General features: G+C 61.5%; 14 protein-coding genes. 11 read left to right on the forward strand and 3 right to left on the reverse strand.

The features are described from left to right. Positions 1-151 precede the first annotated feature (151 nt). From AWB67_RS24720 to AWB67_RS24735, 5 genes are all read left to right on the forward strand, one after another. On the forward strand, positions 152-844 hold the full coding sequence (locus AWB67_RS24720) for a T6SS immunity protein Tli3 family protein (RefSeq protein WP_087658854.1): 693 nt from the start codon (positions 152-154) through the stop codon (positions 842-844). A 97-nt stretch (positions 845-941) separates the two neighbouring features. Beyond that, positions 942-1,592: a T6SS immunity protein Tli3 family protein gene (locus tag AWB67_RS39665; protein WP_125477659.1), complete on the forward strand. Its 651-nt coding sequence runs from the start codon at positions 942-944 to the stop codon at positions 1,590-1,592. Between the two features lie 38 nt (positions 1,593-1,630). Then, positions 1,631-1,894 (forward strand): PAAR domain-containing protein, encoded by a 264-nt coding sequence (locus AWB67_RS24725; RefSeq protein WP_087658855.1) that lies wholly within the window; start codon positions 1,631-1,633, stop codon positions 1,892-1,894. Next, a complete protein-coding gene (locus AWB67_RS24730; protein ID WP_087658856.1) occupies positions 1,891-3,309 on the forward strand; it encodes a KPHS_23130 family T6SS system protein in 1,419 nt (472 codons plus the stop codon). Before AWB67_RS24725 ends, AWB67_RS24730 begins: the two co-directional genes overlap by 4 nt. A 190-nt stretch (positions 3,310-3,499) precedes the next feature. Next, on the forward strand, positions 3,500-3,763 hold the full coding sequence (locus AWB67_RS24735; protein ID WP_087658857.1) for a hypothetical protein: 264 nt from the start codon (positions 3,500-3,502) through the stop codon (positions 3,761-3,763). A 441-nt stretch (positions 3,764-4,204) separates the two neighbouring features. Here AWB67_RS24735 and garD read toward each other — a convergent pair whose 3' ends face one another. Further along, positions 4,205-5,791, reverse strand: coding sequence for a galactarate dehydratase (garD, locus tag AWB67_RS24740; protein WP_087658858.1), 1,587 nt, complete (start codon positions 5,789-5,791; stop codon positions 4,205-4,207). 208 nt (positions 5,792-5,999) lie between these two features. Here garD and kdgD point away from each other — a divergent pair, with 208 nt between their 5' ends. The 5 genes from kdgD to AWB67_RS24765 all read left to right on the forward strand — a co-directional run bounded on the left by kdgD (position 6,000) and on the right by AWB67_RS24765 (position 12,246). Beyond that, positions 6,000-6,917 carry a 5-dehydro-4-deoxyglucarate dehydratase gene (gene kdgD, locus AWB67_RS24745; protein ID WP_087658859.1) on the forward strand — a complete coding sequence of 306 codons (918 nt, stop codon included), beginning with the start codon at positions 6,000-6,002 and terminating at the stop codon, positions 6,915-6,917. A gap of 63 nt (positions 6,918-6,980) precedes the next feature. Further along, positions 6,981-8,348, forward strand: a complete 1,368-nt coding sequence (locus tag AWB67_RS24750) for an MFS transporter (protein ID WP_087658860.1) — start codon at positions 6,981-6,983, stop codon at positions 8,346-8,348. 148 nt (positions 8,349-8,496) lie between these two features. Beyond that, positions 8,497-9,237: a FadR/GntR family transcriptional regulator gene (locus AWB67_RS24755; RefSeq protein WP_087658861.1), complete on the forward strand. Its 741-nt coding sequence runs from the start codon at positions 8,497-8,499 to the stop codon at positions 9,235-9,237. Positions 9,238-9,266: 29 nt separating this feature from the next. After that, on the forward strand, positions 9,267-10,196 hold the full coding sequence (locus AWB67_RS24760) for a 2-hydroxy-3-oxopropionate reductase (RefSeq protein ID WP_087658862.1): 930 nt from the start codon (positions 9,267-9,269) through the stop codon (positions 10,194-10,196). Positions 10,197-10,758: 562 nt separating this feature from the next. Then, on the forward strand, positions 10,759-12,246 hold the full coding sequence (locus tag AWB67_RS24765; protein WP_235025295.1) for an MDR family MFS transporter: 1,488 nt from the start codon (positions 10,759-10,761) through the stop codon (positions 12,244-12,246). A gap of 143 nt (positions 12,247-12,389) precedes the next feature. Here AWB67_RS24765 and AWB67_RS24770 read toward each other — a convergent pair whose 3' ends face one another. Continuing rightward, on the reverse strand, positions 12,390-13,103 hold the full coding sequence (locus AWB67_RS24770; protein ID WP_087658864.1) for a DUF899 family protein: 714 nt from the start codon (positions 13,101-13,103) through the stop codon (positions 12,390-12,392). A gap of 150 nt (positions 13,104-13,253) precedes the next feature. Between AWB67_RS24770 and AWB67_RS24775 the strand changes: the two genes are divergently transcribed. Then, the gene (locus tag AWB67_RS24775) at positions 13,254-13,472 is read left to right on the forward strand and encodes a hypothetical protein (protein ID WP_087658865.1); all 219 of its coding nucleotides are present in this window, start codon (positions 13,254-13,256) and stop codon (positions 13,470-13,472) included. Between the two features lie 12 nt (positions 13,473-13,484). Here the strand turns inward: AWB67_RS24775 and AWB67_RS24780 are convergent, their stop codons facing one another. Next, positions 13,485-14,438 carry an amidohydrolase family protein gene (locus AWB67_RS24780; protein WP_087658866.1) on the reverse strand — a complete coding sequence of 318 codons (954 nt, stop codon included), beginning with the start codon at positions 14,436-14,438 and terminating at the stop codon, positions 13,485-13,487.

The following is a 14,438-nucleotide window of genomic DNA, read 5'->3' on the forward strand; positions in this document are numbered from 1 at the left end:
GCAAGAAAGCGGACTGGACTTCCGGCTACGACTCGTATTTCAACACCGGCGCGTTAGGTGATTATGCGATGCCTGATTTTGTCGATAAACAGACGGTGGACCTGGCGAGAAGCGAAGCCGACGCACAATCTTTGCAGAGAGAACTCTAAAAATGAACATCGCTAAACTTGCCCTGATTCTAAGCGTCGCTGCGTGTACCGCGTGCGTTTCCGATGCGGAGCGCTCGCGCTATTCGGGACCGCAACCGGTTCCGCACTATGACGTGCCGGCACAGGTGATTTACCGCATCGATGACCATCGGTTCATCTCGCTGGAAAACTACAGCGACTGCCACCACGGCGACACGTACTACAACGACACAAAGGAAAGTATTCGCAAGAAACTCGGTCGCAACGCAATCGAGAACTTTCAAGGCCGGTTGATTAATGCAGATCCCAATGGAAAGAACATCGTGATTCCGTCGTCTCAACCGCCGGAACGTGCTTGCAGTGACCGTGGCTGCTCAATTTCGCTGATCTATTCAACCGACAGCGGACGGACGTTTCATGGAATGGTGTACATGAAGAGTTTCGATCCGTTTAAGGATTCGAGTCGATACACAATTGCCGCTGTAAGTGACGCACTTTTTGTAGTGAAGAAAGCTCGCTTCGATGCGTACATTCGAAAGTTCCCCCTCGTCAAAGATATCGACCTAAAACGACCCTACCCCGAAGGACTGCGTGACGAGGTAGCGTGGGCTTCCGAAGAGCCACTAATGCCTACGGGACTACACTCCCCCTCCGGCGACGAGCGCTTTACCTGCGACGCCTCCATTCGCCCATCCAACCCACCTAAACCCCAATAACCCAACGACCTGTCTGCATGATCTTGTCGGCAAACAATAGATTGGACCTGGCGAGAAGCGAAGCCGACGCGCAACTCTTGCGGAGAGAACTCTAAAAATGAACATCGCTAAATTTGCCCTGATTCTATGCGTCGCCGCGTGTACCGCGTGCGTTTCCGATGCGGAGCGCTCGCGCTATTCCGCACCGCGACCGGTGCCGCACTATGACGTGCCGGCACAGGTGATTTACCGCATCGATGACCATCGGTTCATTTCGCTGGAAAACTACAGCGACTGCCACCACGGCGACACGTACTACAACGATACAAAGGAAAGCATTCGCAAGAAACTCGGTCGCAACGGAATCGAGAACTTTCAAGGCCGGTTGATTAATGCCGATCCCACTGGAAAGAACATCGTGATTCCATCGTCTCAACCACCCGAGCGCGCGTGCAGTGACCGTGGCTGCTCAATTTCGCTGATCTATTCGACCGACAGCGGACGGACGTTTCATGGAATGGTGTACGTGAAGACCTTCGATCCGTTCAACAGATCGAAGGACTACACAGTGGCCGTAACCAATGACCGATTTTACTTGGCAGAGAAAATACAAGATGACGCATACGTCTTGGAATATCCACTCGTTCAAGGTATCGACCTAAATCGACCGTATCCACCCGGTGTCCGTGGTAGCAGCTTTACAGCTTCTCGAAAACCTACTTATCTGTCTGGACTTCGCTCCCCCTCCGGCCAAGAACGCTTCACCTGAGACACATCCATTCGCCCATTCAACCCACCTAAACCCCAATGACCCAACGACCCGTTTGTTTCGGCGACTCGACCACGCACGGCGGCAAGGTGATCGAAGCCACATCGACGTTCTCGCTGGACGGAAAAAAGGTCGCGCTCAAAGGCGATCTCGTATCCTGTCCCGAGCACGGTGATAACCCGATCATCGAAGGCGGAAGCGGCTACATCGAGAACGGCCGCGCGCTGGTAGTTCACCACTGCCGCACGCAGTGCGGAAGCCTCGTCATCGCACGGGATAACGCTGGGATGACTATTGCATGAGCATGTCGTGGAAGACGCCCGACATACCGGAGCACGAGCACGGCAAGCCACCGTCCGTATGGTTGAGTGTCGTCGCTTTCATCGTTACCCTGGCCGCGGGAATCGTCTTCATGGTGCTGACATGGGAACACGGCAAGTCCGCCATCTCAGGCCCGTTCTTCGTGCAAGTGCTAATACTGCTGCTGGCATGGGGCACGGCATGCGCCTTGATGTATGTCAGGTACGAGAATTGGATCGATGAGGTTGACTGGTGGAATTACCTGTGCAAGCTGACACGCGCTCACTGGCGGTACTGGGCGCAGGCGCACCTGTCAATGGTCGGCAGTGTCGCGCTGACGCCCGAGGCAGAACTGGCCGAACGCCTGCTGGGCCTCGAAGGCAACGCGCCGGTGAATCCGGGCAAGGTCCTGCCGCTGCCCGCCGGCTTGGTGGCTACCGAGCAGTCGCGAATTGAATTCGTCCTTGAGCAACTGGTGACGCCGTTTGCCGGACATCTGTCCCGCTTCGCAGGCGTCCATGCGTTCCATATCGTTTTGCAATCCGGCAGCGAGCAGGATGAATCAGAACTGCATGCGGTGCTGCAAAAACTGAAGCTGCGCAACCTTGACCTCGTGAAGGTTCTACGAACCGAGCCGGGAACAGAGCAAGCCATGTTCGAGCAGTGGCTGTCGGGCAACGGCATGCCCGACTTCTGTCTGCTGCTCGGTTGCCAGTTGCACGAGGAAGGACAGGAGCCGTCGTGGTCCGAAGCGGCGGTTGGCATCCTGTTTGCGTCCGCTGCGATGCTTACGCGGTACGCAGACAAGCTGAAGCTCCAGGCAAGATTGTTCCGGCCGATTTCGTCGGCCTCCGATTCAGTGAACGACTCGCTGAACACACTGCTGGCGGCCGTACAGACGCCAAAGGAGCGGATCAAGCATCTCTGGCTGAGTCGTCTGCCCCGGCAGGCGCGTCACGCGACACTTGCCGCGCTCAAGGATGCCGGGCTGGAACTCCCGGCACACGACGTCGATCGTGCAATCGGAAAGCCGGGGCCTGTGAATTCGCTGTTGCTGCAAGCCCTCGCCGGGGAGATGGTGCAGCACGGCCAAGGCACGCAACTGGTTGCTTTGCCAGACTCGGAGGGCGTCATGCTCAATCTCGTCGGAGTCCAGACCGCACCAGTTCCAAAGGTCGAACCGGTCTACTTCGGAGGCCTCAGTCTGTCGGTTTCGGTCGGCGCCAGCTGCACCTTTGTAGCGCTGCTCTTCATGCTGGAGGCTGTCGGCGCGCGCAGTGGATGGTTCTGGTGCGTGCTTGTCGGCTTTTTGCTGTTGATCCCCATCCAGTTTGGCGTCTCGATACTGAAGCGGCGCCTCATGGAGGATGATTTCTACCAGCGCCTGCATGCTCAAACGACGCAGACGAGCACATGAGGGCGCGTCAGATATGAAACCGGGTCTTGACTATCCACCGGGTAGATATTTTTTGTTGTTCCGGCTGATCGATCCTACATTGCGCCTGATCTGGCTCGGCATGTTGTTATCAACTGCCTGAGCATTGGGCGTCGGTTGGCTGGCGGCACTCGACACTGGATTGCCCATCTTTCTGCAGGCAGGATTGGTCATGCTGGGTGCGACTCTCGGCGATATCGGCGCAGAATTGAACCATCAGTGGCGCTATTACATGGTTCGCAAGCTATACATCGAGGATATCGTCGATGGACTTTGCCTCGATCGTGGAACGGCCATAAACGAACCCAATGCGTGGAGATGGTATCGCCAGCGAGGTGCGCCTTGGCGCATCGATCCCAATCGCGAGCGACCCCGTGTGCGAGTGGTGGTGGCGCTGGCACGACTGGAAGACATCAAGCGGGCGTTTCGCGACTGAGGCGAGCGAAACGACGCCTTGAGATCGAGCGCGTTCGATCGGCGTGTTGCGTTCTCGATGTAGAGAAAATGATCGGATTCCAGCCAACCGAGCCGATCGGCGATGACAATTCGGCCTCAGGAGATGCCGAATCAAGCCGACAGTTACGTCACTCAACGACATGCGTCACGTCTACCAAGCGGTGTTGCGCACTGGGTGCGCATTTGCCGCCGGTTTGCCTCACATGTGCCTCAAAAGCAAAGAAGAAACTTTATCCCTTGAAGATCAAATTGTGGAAAGACTGCAGATAAAGGCTGACATGCGACGGTCTTTGCTTGCACTGTCCTCTTCGGGACGAACTCACGCTCCTTACACGGCATTTCACGCTGGGCGTTTCCAGCACCTAAGACCGTTCGATACGCTTGTCTCTTAAGCGCATCGAAACGGCGCAGCGCAAAGGTCTCAAGTCACCGGCGCCGGATTAAACAAAACCAGCGCATTGTGCAGCTTCAACTTCTCCGCGCAAGTCTGCTTGCGTCCGCTCGCGACTTCGAGCATCAGCCTGAACAACTCCCAACCCACGTCTTCGATGGAAGACTCGCCGGTCGCGATCGTCCCGGCGTTGATGTCCATCAGATCGTGCCAGCGGCGCGCGAGATCGGAGCGCGTCGCGACCTTGATCACCGGCACTTCCGCGAGGCTGTAAGGCGTGCCGCGACCGGTGGTAAATACATGCAGGTTGATCCCCGCCGCCACCTGCAGCGTGCCGCAAATAAAGTCGCTAGCAGGCGTGGCAGCGTAAATCAGCCCCTTCTGCCTGACTTTCTCCCCCGGCGACAACACGCCCGAAATCGCCGAATTGCCCGACTTGATGATCGACCCCATCGCCTTCTCGACGATGTTCGACAGTCCGCCCTTCTTGTTTCCAGGCGTCGTGTTCGCGCTGCGATCGGCGCTGCCGCGCTTCAGGTAATCGTCATACCACTGCATCTCGCGGATGATCGCCGCCGCCACGTCCGGATTCGCCGCACGGCTCGTCAACTGATCGACGCCATCGCGCACTTCCGTGACCTCGGAGAACATCACGGTCGCGCCCGCGCGCACGAGCAGATCGGTGGCAAAACCCACCGCCGGATTCGCCGTCAGCCCTGAAAACGCATCGCTGCCGCCGCACTGCACGCCGATCACGAGGTCAGATGCCGGACACGTCTCGCGACGGCGGTTGTTCAATCGTCTGAGGTGATGTTCGGCCATCTTCATGATCGACTCGATCATCGACTGGAAGCCGACGTGCTCCTCGTCCTGCAGCACGACGACGTCGCCGTTCGCATCGGCGCCGGAATCGCCGATGTCGGCGACGTCGTCCGCAGCGGTCGTCGCGATCGGGATCGTTCCCGGCGGCATCAGGCGCTCGGGCTGCAGCTTCTCGCAGCCGAGGCTCACCATCATCACCTCGCCGCCGAAGTTCGGATTCAGGCTGATGTTGCGCACGGTGCGGATCGGCACCATCGCGTCGGGCGCGTCGATCGCGACGCCGCAGCCGTACGTGTGGCCGAGGCTCACGACATCGTCGACATTCGGAAAGCGCGGCAGCAACTCGCTCTTGATGCGCGCGACCGCGTGTTGCACGACGTCGGCGACGCACTGCACGGTCGTCGTGATCGCGAGGATGTTGCGCGACCCGACGGTGCCGTCCGCGTTGCGATAGCCCTCGAATGTGAAGCCTTCGAGCGGCGCCATCTCGGGCGCCTTCACGGTCGCGATCGGCAAGCCTTCCAGTCCCGGCGGGCTCGGCATGCGGATCACGTGCTCGTTGATCCAGCTTCCTTTCAGCAGGTTCTTCAGCGCGTAGCCGATCACCACGTTATAGCGAATGACTTCGTCGCCCTCGGCGAGATCCTTCAGCGCAACCTTGTGCCCCTGCGGCACGCGCTCTCGCAGCACCAGGCCGTCGGCGAACGTGGCGCCTTCGGGCAGCCCGCCGTCGTTGACGACGATCGCGACGTTGTCTTGCGGGTGAACGCGAATGTAAAGAGGAGACTGTTCCATGTGACCGGTCCTTGATTGTTCGTCCGACAGCTTTGCCATGTCGTTATCATACGTCATCCTACAACTATGCGTTTTGTGATCGACGTAAGCATTTACCCTTAAATACCGGCTCAAACCTACATTCACGGTTGTACGAGTCGATTGTACGTTGTACGATGACGTATCAGCTAGGCACCCAATTCACCCCGCCGCACTTGGACATTCAACCATGACGACACCGCAAGAACTCAAGCAAATCGTTTCCGAAGGCCTGCTCTCCTTCCCGATCACCGATTTCGACGCCAACGGCGATTTCCGCGCCGACACCTACGCTGAACGCCTCGAATGGCTCGCCCCTTACGGCGCGACGGCGCTGTTCGCGGCAGGCGGCACGGGCGAATTCTTCTCGCTGACGAAGAGCGACTACTCGAACGTGATCCGCACGGCGACCGAAACCTGCAAGGGCAAGGTGCCAATCCTGGCGGGCGCGGGCGGTCCGACGCGCGTCGCGATTGAATACGCGAAGGAAGCCGAACGCCTCGGCGCGAACGGCATCCTGCTGATGCCGCATTACCTGACCGAAGCGTCGCAGGAAGGTATCGCGGCGCACGCGGAAGAGGTTTGCAAGGCGGTCCCGAATATCGGCGTAATCATCTATAACCGCGCGAATTCGAAACTGAACGCGGACATGCTGGAACGCCTCGCGGACCGCTGCCCGAACCTGATCGGCTTCAAGGACGGCGTGGGCGAAATCGAATCGATGGTGACGATCCGCCGCCGTCTGGGCGACCGTTTCTCTTACCTCGGTGGCCTGCCGACCGCGGAAGTCTACGCAGCGGCCTACAAGGCGCTCGGCGTGCCGGTGTATTCGTCGGCGGTGTTCAACTTCATCCCGAAGACGGCGATGGACTTCTACCGCGCGATCGCCGCCGATGATCATGCGACCGTCGGCAAGCTGATCGACGAATTCTTCCTGCCGTACCTCGCGATCCGCAATCGCCGTGCGGGCTACGCGGTCAGCATCGTAAAGGCGGGCGCGAAGCTCGTCGGTCACGATGCGGGCCCGGTGCGCGCCCCGCTGACCGACCTGAACGACGAAGAACTGGCGCAACTCGACGTGCTCATCAAGAAGCTCGGCGCCCAGTAAGTAGTCAAGCGGCGCCGGCATCCGCCGTCGCCGCTCATTACGATTTTCGGAGACAAACCCGCCATGCAGACGACCCACGTTGCCAGCGCCGCCGGCGTAGCGAAACGCACGAGCGTTCGCTATTCGATCCTGCTGATGATCTTCCTCATCACGACGTTCAACTACGCGGACCGCGCGACGCTTTCGGTGACGGGCTCCGCGATGCGCGGCGAGTTCGGCTTCGACGCGATCAAGATGGGCTACATCTTCTCCGCGTTCAGTTGGGCGTACGTGCTCTCGCAACTGCCGGCGGGCTGGCTCCTCGACCGCTTCGGCGCGCGCCGCGTCTATGCGGCGAGCATCTTCCTGTGGTCGCTCTTCACGCTGCTGCAAAGCGCGATCGGCCTCGCGGGCAGCGCGGCCGCGGCGGTCACCACGCTGTTCGTGCTGCGCTTTTTGATGGGGGCGGCCGAATCGCCGGCGTTTCCGGCAAACGCGAAGGTCGTCGCGAGCTGGTTTCCGACGGCCGAGCGCGGCACGGCATCGGCGATCTTCAACTCGGCGCAGTATTTCGCGGCCGTCGTATTCACGCCGCTGATGGCGTGGGTCACGCACCGCTTCGGCTGGCATCAGGTGTACATCATGATGGGCGTCGCGGGGCTGCTGCTCGCGCTGACGTGGCTCAAGGTGATGAAGAACCCCGCCGATCATCCGCGCGTGAACAAGGCGGAACTCGATCACATCGAACAGGGCGGCGGCGTCATTACGGCGAAGAAATCGGCGTTTCCGTCGGCGACGGCGCAACCGCGCAGCACCGCGAGCTGGTCGCTCGTGCGCCAGTTGCTCGGCAACCGCATGCTGCTCGGCGTCTATCTCGCGCAGTACTGCATCAACGTGCTGACGTACTTCTTCCTTACGTGGTTCCCGATTTATCTCGTGCAGGCGCGCGGCATGACGATCCTGCAGGCGGGCCTGATCGCCTCGCTGCCCGCGATCTGCGGCTTCACGGGCGGCGTGCTCGGCGGCGTGATCTCGGACGGATTGATCCGGCGCGGTTTTTCGCTCACCGTCGCGCGCAAGTTGCCCATCGTGGGCGGGATGCTGCTGTCGTCGTGCATCATCGGCTGCAATTATGTTTCGACCGACTGGATCGTCGTCGCACTGATGTCGCTCGCGTTCTTCGGCAAGGGCATCGGCGCGCTCGGCTGGGCCGTCGTCGCCGATACGTCGCCGAAGGAAGCCATCGGCCTCTCGGGATCGATCTTCAACATGTTCGGCAACGTCGCGGGCATCGTGACGCCGATCGTGATCGGCTATCTCGTCGCGACGAGCGGCGGCTCGTTCAACGGCGCGCTCGTCTTCGTCGGCATCAATGCGCTGCTCACGGTTTTCAGCTATCTCGTGATCGTAAAAGACATCAAGCGCGTCGAACTCCGTCCGGTGGCGCAGTGAACGGAACGCGTCTGATGACTTACGACTGCTCGCGCCGCGCGCCAATCGCGGCGTGCTCCACGGGCAAATCCGGGTCCGGCCAGTCGTCAGACAACGCTATAATGAATCGACCTATCTCACCGCAATCACCGATTCAAGGAGCGTTCTGATGGCTGCCCAATTCACCGTCGCCGCGCCGCGCCGCGCGCGCAATCTCGCGGAGTCCGTCGTGACTTACGTGAAGGAGCAGATTGCGGCCGAGGCGCTCAAGCCCGGCGACAAGCTGCCGACCGAATCGGAACTGATGGTCGGGCTCGGCGTGAGCCGCACCGTTGTGCGCGAAGGCATTTCGCGGCTGCAGGCAAGCCTGGTGATCGAGACGCGCCACGGCATCGGCAGCTTCGTGCTGGAGCCGAGTCGCGAAAGGCTCGGCATCGAGATGGTGCCCGCCACCACTTTGCGCGACGTGCTTTCCGTGCTTGAACTGCGCATCAGCCTCGAAACCGAGAGCGCCGGACTCGCCGCGCAGCGCGCGCAGGCCGAGGACCTCGCGCGCATGCGCCAGGCGCTCAACGCGATCGAGCAGACGAGCCGCATGGGCGGCGACAGCGTCGCGGCCGACTTGCAATTTCACATCTCGGTCGCGAAGGCGACCGGCAACCGCTATTTCGTCGACATCCTCACGCAGATGGGCAGCGCGCTGATTCCGCGCAACCGCATCGATTCGGCCGGCATCGCGCATTCCGATCCGAAGGCGTATGTCGCGCTCGTCAATCTGGAACACGAAAGCATCCTCGATGCAATCTCGCGCCACGACGCCGAAGGCGCACGCGCCGCGATGCGCATGCATCTGTCGAATAGCCGTGAGCGTCTGCGCCGCGCGAACGAGCTGACCGAAGCAAAAACCTAAGCGAAGACGCAAGCGCACCCTTTCGTGCGATGGCCCCGGCGGCACCCCTTTATCAGGAGAAACACATGCAAAAGGCAGGATTCATCGGACTCGGGATCATGGGCAAGCCCATGGCGGCCAACCTTCGCAAGAACGGCGTCGAACTGGCCGCGTTCACCCGCAGCGGCGTGCCCGACGAGCTCACGCAAGAAGGCGTGGTCGCCTGCGACAGCCCGGCGGCGGTCGCATCGCAAGCGGACGTGATCTTCATCATGGTGCCGGATACGCCGGACGTCGAGCGCGTGCTGTTCGGCGAGAACGGCGTCGCGGAGAACCTGCGCGCGGGGCAGATCGTCGTCGATATGAGCTCGATTTCGCCGATGGCCACGCGCGACTTCGCGGCCCGCGTGCGCGAGCGCGGCGCTGAATACATGGACGCGCCTGTGTCCGGCGGCGAAGTCGGCGCGAAGGCCGGTTCGCTGACGATCATGGTCGGCGGCTCGCAGGCGAGCTTCGACACCGTCAAGCCGCTCTTCGACATGATGGGCAAGAATATCTCGCTGATCGGCGAAGTCGGCGCGGGGCAGGTCTGCAAGGTGGCGAACCAGGTGATCGTCGCGGCGACCATCGAGGCGGTCGGCGAGGCGTTGCTGCTTGCGTCGAAAGCGGGCGTCGATGCCGAGAAGGTGCGCACGGCACTGATGGGCGGCTTCGCGTCGTCGCGGATTCTCGAAGTGCACGGCGAACGGATGACGAAGCGCACGTTCAACCCGGGCTTCCGCATCGAGTTGCATCAGAAGGACTTGAATCTGGCGCTTTCGACCGCGCAGGCGCTCGGCGTGTCGTTGCCGAATACGGCGACGTGTCAGCAGCTCTTCAACGCGTGCTCGGCGAACGGCGGCAAGGCGTGGGATCACTCGGCAATGGTCCGCGCGCTCGAAATCATGGCGAATCATGAGATCGGGCAAGAGGCGAAGTAAGGTTTTTTTGAGAGGCTTCTGGCAGTGCGAACGCTCTCTCAGCGGACGCTAATGTGTAAGGGCGGGGACTCAGGTCTTCGCCCTTGGCGTTTTGCTTCACGCCCTAAGGGTTCCGCCGCCAACTCGAAAAACGGCCAAAACGGACGGTGGGCCTCGAATTAACCTCACTACAATCGAAATCGACGCATTTTTCTCAAGATATCAATAAACAACTCGAAATCGAGCTATTTTTTAGCGCTTTCAGCCTGATTGAAAGCCTCCCGTACGACACTTTCGATACGGTCGAGAACGCACTTCGGCACGTGGACATACATTTGGATTTTGATGATAGTTATCGAAATTGATCAACTTCCATCGTCCTCCGTAGACCGCCTCCAGTCCAACGTCCGAGCAAGCCGGTTTCACTCCCCGGGTGTACCATTCCAGCCCTGCTGTCCCCGGCCGATGCATCGATCACGCGCTCGAGTTTAAAAAGCGCATCGCAACGATGATCATGTGCGGCCGCCCCATCGCCGCCGAGTCTCGCATCAAAGCGCGGCGCCGAACCGAACGCACGAGAAACATGACGCCCACTCAGCCTGCTTCAAAACGCGCCTTCGTCATTGCCGCAGTCATGGCATCGATGGCGATGGTCGCCATCGAAGCGACCATCGTCTCCACCGCGATGCCGCAAATCGTCTCGCAGATCGGCGACATCCATCTCTATAGCTGGGTCTTTTCGTCGTTCCTGCTTGCGCAGACTGCGATGACCGTCATCTTCGGCAAGCTCGCCGACCTCTACGGCCGCAAGCCGATCATCCTGTGCGGCATCGCGATCTTTCTCGTCGGCTCGGTGCTCGCCGGCTTCGCCTGGTCGATGCCCGCGATGATCGCGTTCCGGCTGATCCAGGGTATCGGCGCGGGCGCGATCCAGCCGGTGACGCTGACGATCGTCGCGGATCTCTATCCGGCGCGCGAGCGCGGCAAGGTGCAGGGCTATCTCGCGAGCGTCTGGGCGATTTCCGCCGTGCTCGGGCCCATGGTCGGCGGCATGATCATCCACCAGTGGTCGTGGGCGTGGATCTTCTGGCTGAACGTGCCGATCGGGCTCGCGTCGGCGGCGGGTTTCATCGTGTATCTGCGCGAAGCGCCGCGCAGCGCGAGACCGTCGATCGACGTCCTCGGTGCGATCCTGTTCACCGTGGCGATCGGCGCGTTCATGATGTCGCTGACGTACTGGGGCACGTCGAACGGCGAGGAGGCGGCGTTGTCGGGCATCGCGTGCGTCGTTTTCGCGGTGCTCTTCGTACTGCAGGAACGGCGTGCCGCCGAGCCGATGATCTCGTTCGGCCTGTGGAGCCGGCGGCCGATCGCGGCGGCGAACGCGGCGACGGTGGCGAGCGGCATGGTCCTGATGGGCGCGACGACCTTCCTGCCGATGTACGTGCAGGGCGTGCTCGGCCGATCGCCCGTGATCGCGGGCCTCGCGCTCACGATGATGATGGTCGGCTGGCCGACCGGCGCGACGATCGCCGCCCGTTCGTTCCATCGCTTCGGGCTGCGGTCGATTCTCGTCGCGGGGAGCGTATTCGTGCCGCTCGGCGTGCTGTTCTTCGCGCTCCTGACGCCGCATTCGTCGCCGGTGCTGGCCGGGCTCGGCTCGCTGGTGGCGGGTTTTGGCATGGGGTTATCGAGCGTGAGTTCGCTCGTGCTGATCCAGGAAATCGTCGATACGGATCAGCGAGGCAGCGCCACGGCATCGAACCTGTTTTCGCGCAATCTCGGCAGCACGCTCGGCGCGACGGCATTCGGCGCGGCGCTCAATTACGGCCTGAGCCATTCGACGCTCAGCAAGGCGATCACGTCCGACCAACTGCGCCAGCTTCTCGACGCGCGGCGACTCGCGGAAGTCAGCGAGCCTGTCGTGCGGTTAGTGCTGCATGCGTCGCTGCATTTGACGTTCTGGGCGATGCTCGCGATTGCGGTCCTGATCGTGCTGTTCTCGACGTTCGTGCCACACGTCGCGCTCCGGCGCGGGCCGGCGCCGGCGCTGGAGCCGGTGAAGGAGTAAGCCTGCTTTCTTGAAGTGGTGGTCGCACCGCCAGGCGCGTCCTCGTACTCGCCTGCGTCGATCGCGGCTCGACGCGCCGCCATTCGAAGCGCGACGGCGTCAGAACGCAGACGCCAAAGCCGCGCTGTTCGAACGATCTTCTGCTACGCGCCGTATTGCAGCTTCGGATACCAGTCCGTGCCGCGTCCGCCGGGCGTCATGTCGAGCACGGTCCAGAGCGGCATCGCGTCGGGCGCGCCGCGCGGGTCCTGGCCGGGATCGGCGGTCTCCGGTCCCATTTCGTCGCCCCAGGTGTGACGCACCACCCCGTTCGATCGAACGAAGACATTGAAACCTGCGTTGTCGCCGTGCTCGGGGTCTTCGTCGGCGTAGTCGCGGTTGAACGTGTTGCCGCCCGACGAGTACAGCCGCAGGAATCGCCAGCCGCGCTCCTTCTTGAAGACGGCGAGGCGCTCGATAGGCGATCGCGCGATCACCGCGAACGCCACTCGCTGGAGGATATCGGGCATCTCGCCGTCGAGCGACGCAAGAAACGACGTGCACATCGGGCACGACCGCTGGCGCTGCGGGCCGAACATCCAGTTGTAGGTGACGAGCGTGTGGTGCCCGCCGAACATTTGCGACAGCGTCACGGGGCCGCTTTCGCTTTCGAACCGGTAATCCTGCGGCACCTCGCCGCCCGGCGGCAGCGCGCGGCGCAATTCGGCCACGCGCTCGATGTGGCGCCGCAATTCGATTTCCTCTGCGAGCAGCGCGTTGCGCGCGGTGCGGTACTGCGGGTTTTCGCCGGGAAAGCGGCGTGGCGACTGCGCCAGTTGTTCGGCGGGTATCAACTGCTGTGGGTCTGCGGATGGCATCGATCGTCTCCTTGCTCGGTGAAAGTGAAACTGCTCACCTTTCACGACGATCGGAACGCCCGCAAATCGACAGCGCCGACCCGCTTATTAAAACATCATGCGGGAGTAGAATTTGCTGATCAAAGCCCGTGCCACGACACCCCTATTCCGATGAAACCGACTTCCGACAACGAGCGAACCCGCTGGCGTCCTTCCCCGCTGCTGCTCAATGTGCTCACCGCGCTCATCGGCATCGTCACGTTGCTCGCGGGGATCGGCTGGCTCGTCTATACGTGGATCGTCCACCTCGAAGTGCCCTATTTCGCGATACCGCTCGTCTTGACCGTGCCGGTGATCGCGGCGGTGGCGTTCCGCAATTGCTGGGATTAGCTTCCGGCCGCCTCAGATGCGATACAACGCGCTCGCGTTGTCGTGAAAGAGCGCGAGCCGCTCGCGTGGCGGACGATCCGCCACCATCGCCTTGAAGCCGCCGCAGAGTTCATCCAGCGTCACGACCACGCTATCCACCGGAAAATTGCTCGCGAACATGCAGCGCTCCCAGCCGAAGATGGCGAGCGCGTCGCGCACCACCGGCCCGTTGCGCTCGACGCTCCAGCGCACGCCAGCCTCGCCAAGCCCCGATATCTTCAGCCACACATTCGGACACGCTGCCAAGGCTTCAAGCGCCGCGCGCCATCCTGCAAGCCCTTCGTCGCTGCGATCGGCGGGCAGTCCCGTATGGTTCACGATCATCGCGACGTCGGGAAAATCGCGCGCCAGTTCCGCCGCTTCGCCGAAGTGCCACCACGGCGCCTGCAACTCGAACATCAGGCCGCTTTGCTCCAGCAACGCATAGCCGCTGCGCCATCGCTCGCAACGCATCGAACCCGGCGCCGCGAACGATGTCGTGTGCTCGCTTCGCGGCATCGCCTTAGGTTTGTGGCGAACGCTGCGCACGAGCGGCATCGACTTGAACTCGTCGAGCACACCTTTGACATCGTCGCGATCGAGCCACACCTGCCCGACGATCGCGTTCGGAAAGCCGCTGCGCTCGCTGAGCGCTGAAGCCCAGCGCGCTTCGCCGAGCGGATCGCGCGGGTCCCACTCGCCTTCCATCATCACCGTCTTCACCACGCGATGCGAGCCCGCCTGCGCGAAGTAATCCTCCGGCAGGAAATCGCGGCAAATCGATTCGTAATCGCCGTAGCGAAACGCGATGCGCGGACGGTCGCACAGCCAAGGGTGATAGTTCTGCCGCAAATCCCAGAAGTGATGATGGGCATCGACGATCGGCAAATCCGCATCGTCGCCGGTGGCGAGAAAGCGCTCGCGCAGCGCGTCGATCGGCGCCTGCAT

The sequence above is a fragment of the Caballeronia terrestris genome (assembly GCF_001544515.1).
GTDB lineage: Bacteria > Pseudomonadota > Gammaproteobacteria > Burkholderiales > Burkholderiaceae > Caballeronia > Caballeronia terrestris.

Coding starts and splice junctions, on each gene's coding strand:
- AWB67_RS24765 (WP_235025295.1), top strand. CDS start 10,759: ATGACGCCCACTCAGCCTGCTTCAAAACGCGCCTTCGTCATTGCCGCA.
- AWB67_RS24775 (WP_087658865.1), top strand. CDS start 13,254: ATGAAACCGACTTCCGACAACGAGCGAACCCGCTGGCGTCCTTCCCCG.
- AWB67_RS24750 (WP_087658860.1), top strand. CDS start 6,981: ATGCAGACGACCCACGTTGCCAGCGCCGCCGGCGTAGCGAAACGCACG.
- AWB67_RS24760 (WP_087658862.1), top strand. CDS start 9,267: ATGGCCCCGGCGGCACCCCTTTATCAGGAGAAACACATGCAAAAGGCA.
- AWB67_RS24780 (WP_087658866.1), bottom strand. CDS start 14,438: ATGCAGGCGCCGATCGACGCGCTGCGCGAGCGCTTTCTCGCCACCGGC.
- AWB67_RS24725 (WP_087658855.1), top strand. CDS start 1,631: ATGACCCAACGACCCGTTTGTTTCGGCGACTCGACCACGCACGGCGGC.
- AWB67_RS24720 (WP_087658854.1), top strand. CDS start 152: ATGAACATCGCTAAACTTGCCCTGATTCTAAGCGTCGCTGCGTGTACC.
- AWB67_RS24770 (WP_087658864.1), bottom strand. CDS start 13,103: ATGCCATCCGCAGACCCACAGCAGTTGATACCCGCCGAACAACTGGCG.
- kdgD (WP_087658859.1), top strand. CDS start 6,000: ATGACGACACCGCAAGAACTCAAGCAAATCGTTTCCGAAGGCCTGCTC.
- AWB67_RS39665 (WP_125477659.1), top strand. CDS start 942: ATGAACATCGCTAAATTTGCCCTGATTCTATGCGTCGCCGCGTGTACC.
- AWB67_RS24730 (WP_087658856.1), top strand. CDS start 1,891: ATGAGCATGTCGTGGAAGACGCCCGACATACCGGAGCACGAGCACGGC.
- AWB67_RS24735 (WP_087658857.1), top strand. CDS start 3,500: ATGCTGGGTGCGACTCTCGGCGATATCGGCGCAGAATTGAACCATCAG.
- AWB67_RS24755 (WP_087658861.1), top strand. CDS start 8,497: ATGGCTGCCCAATTCACCGTCGCCGCGCCGCGCCGCGCGCGCAATCTC.
- garD (WP_087658858.1), bottom strand. CDS start 5,791: ATGGAACAGTCTCCTCTTTACATTCGCGTTCACCCGCAAGACAACGTC.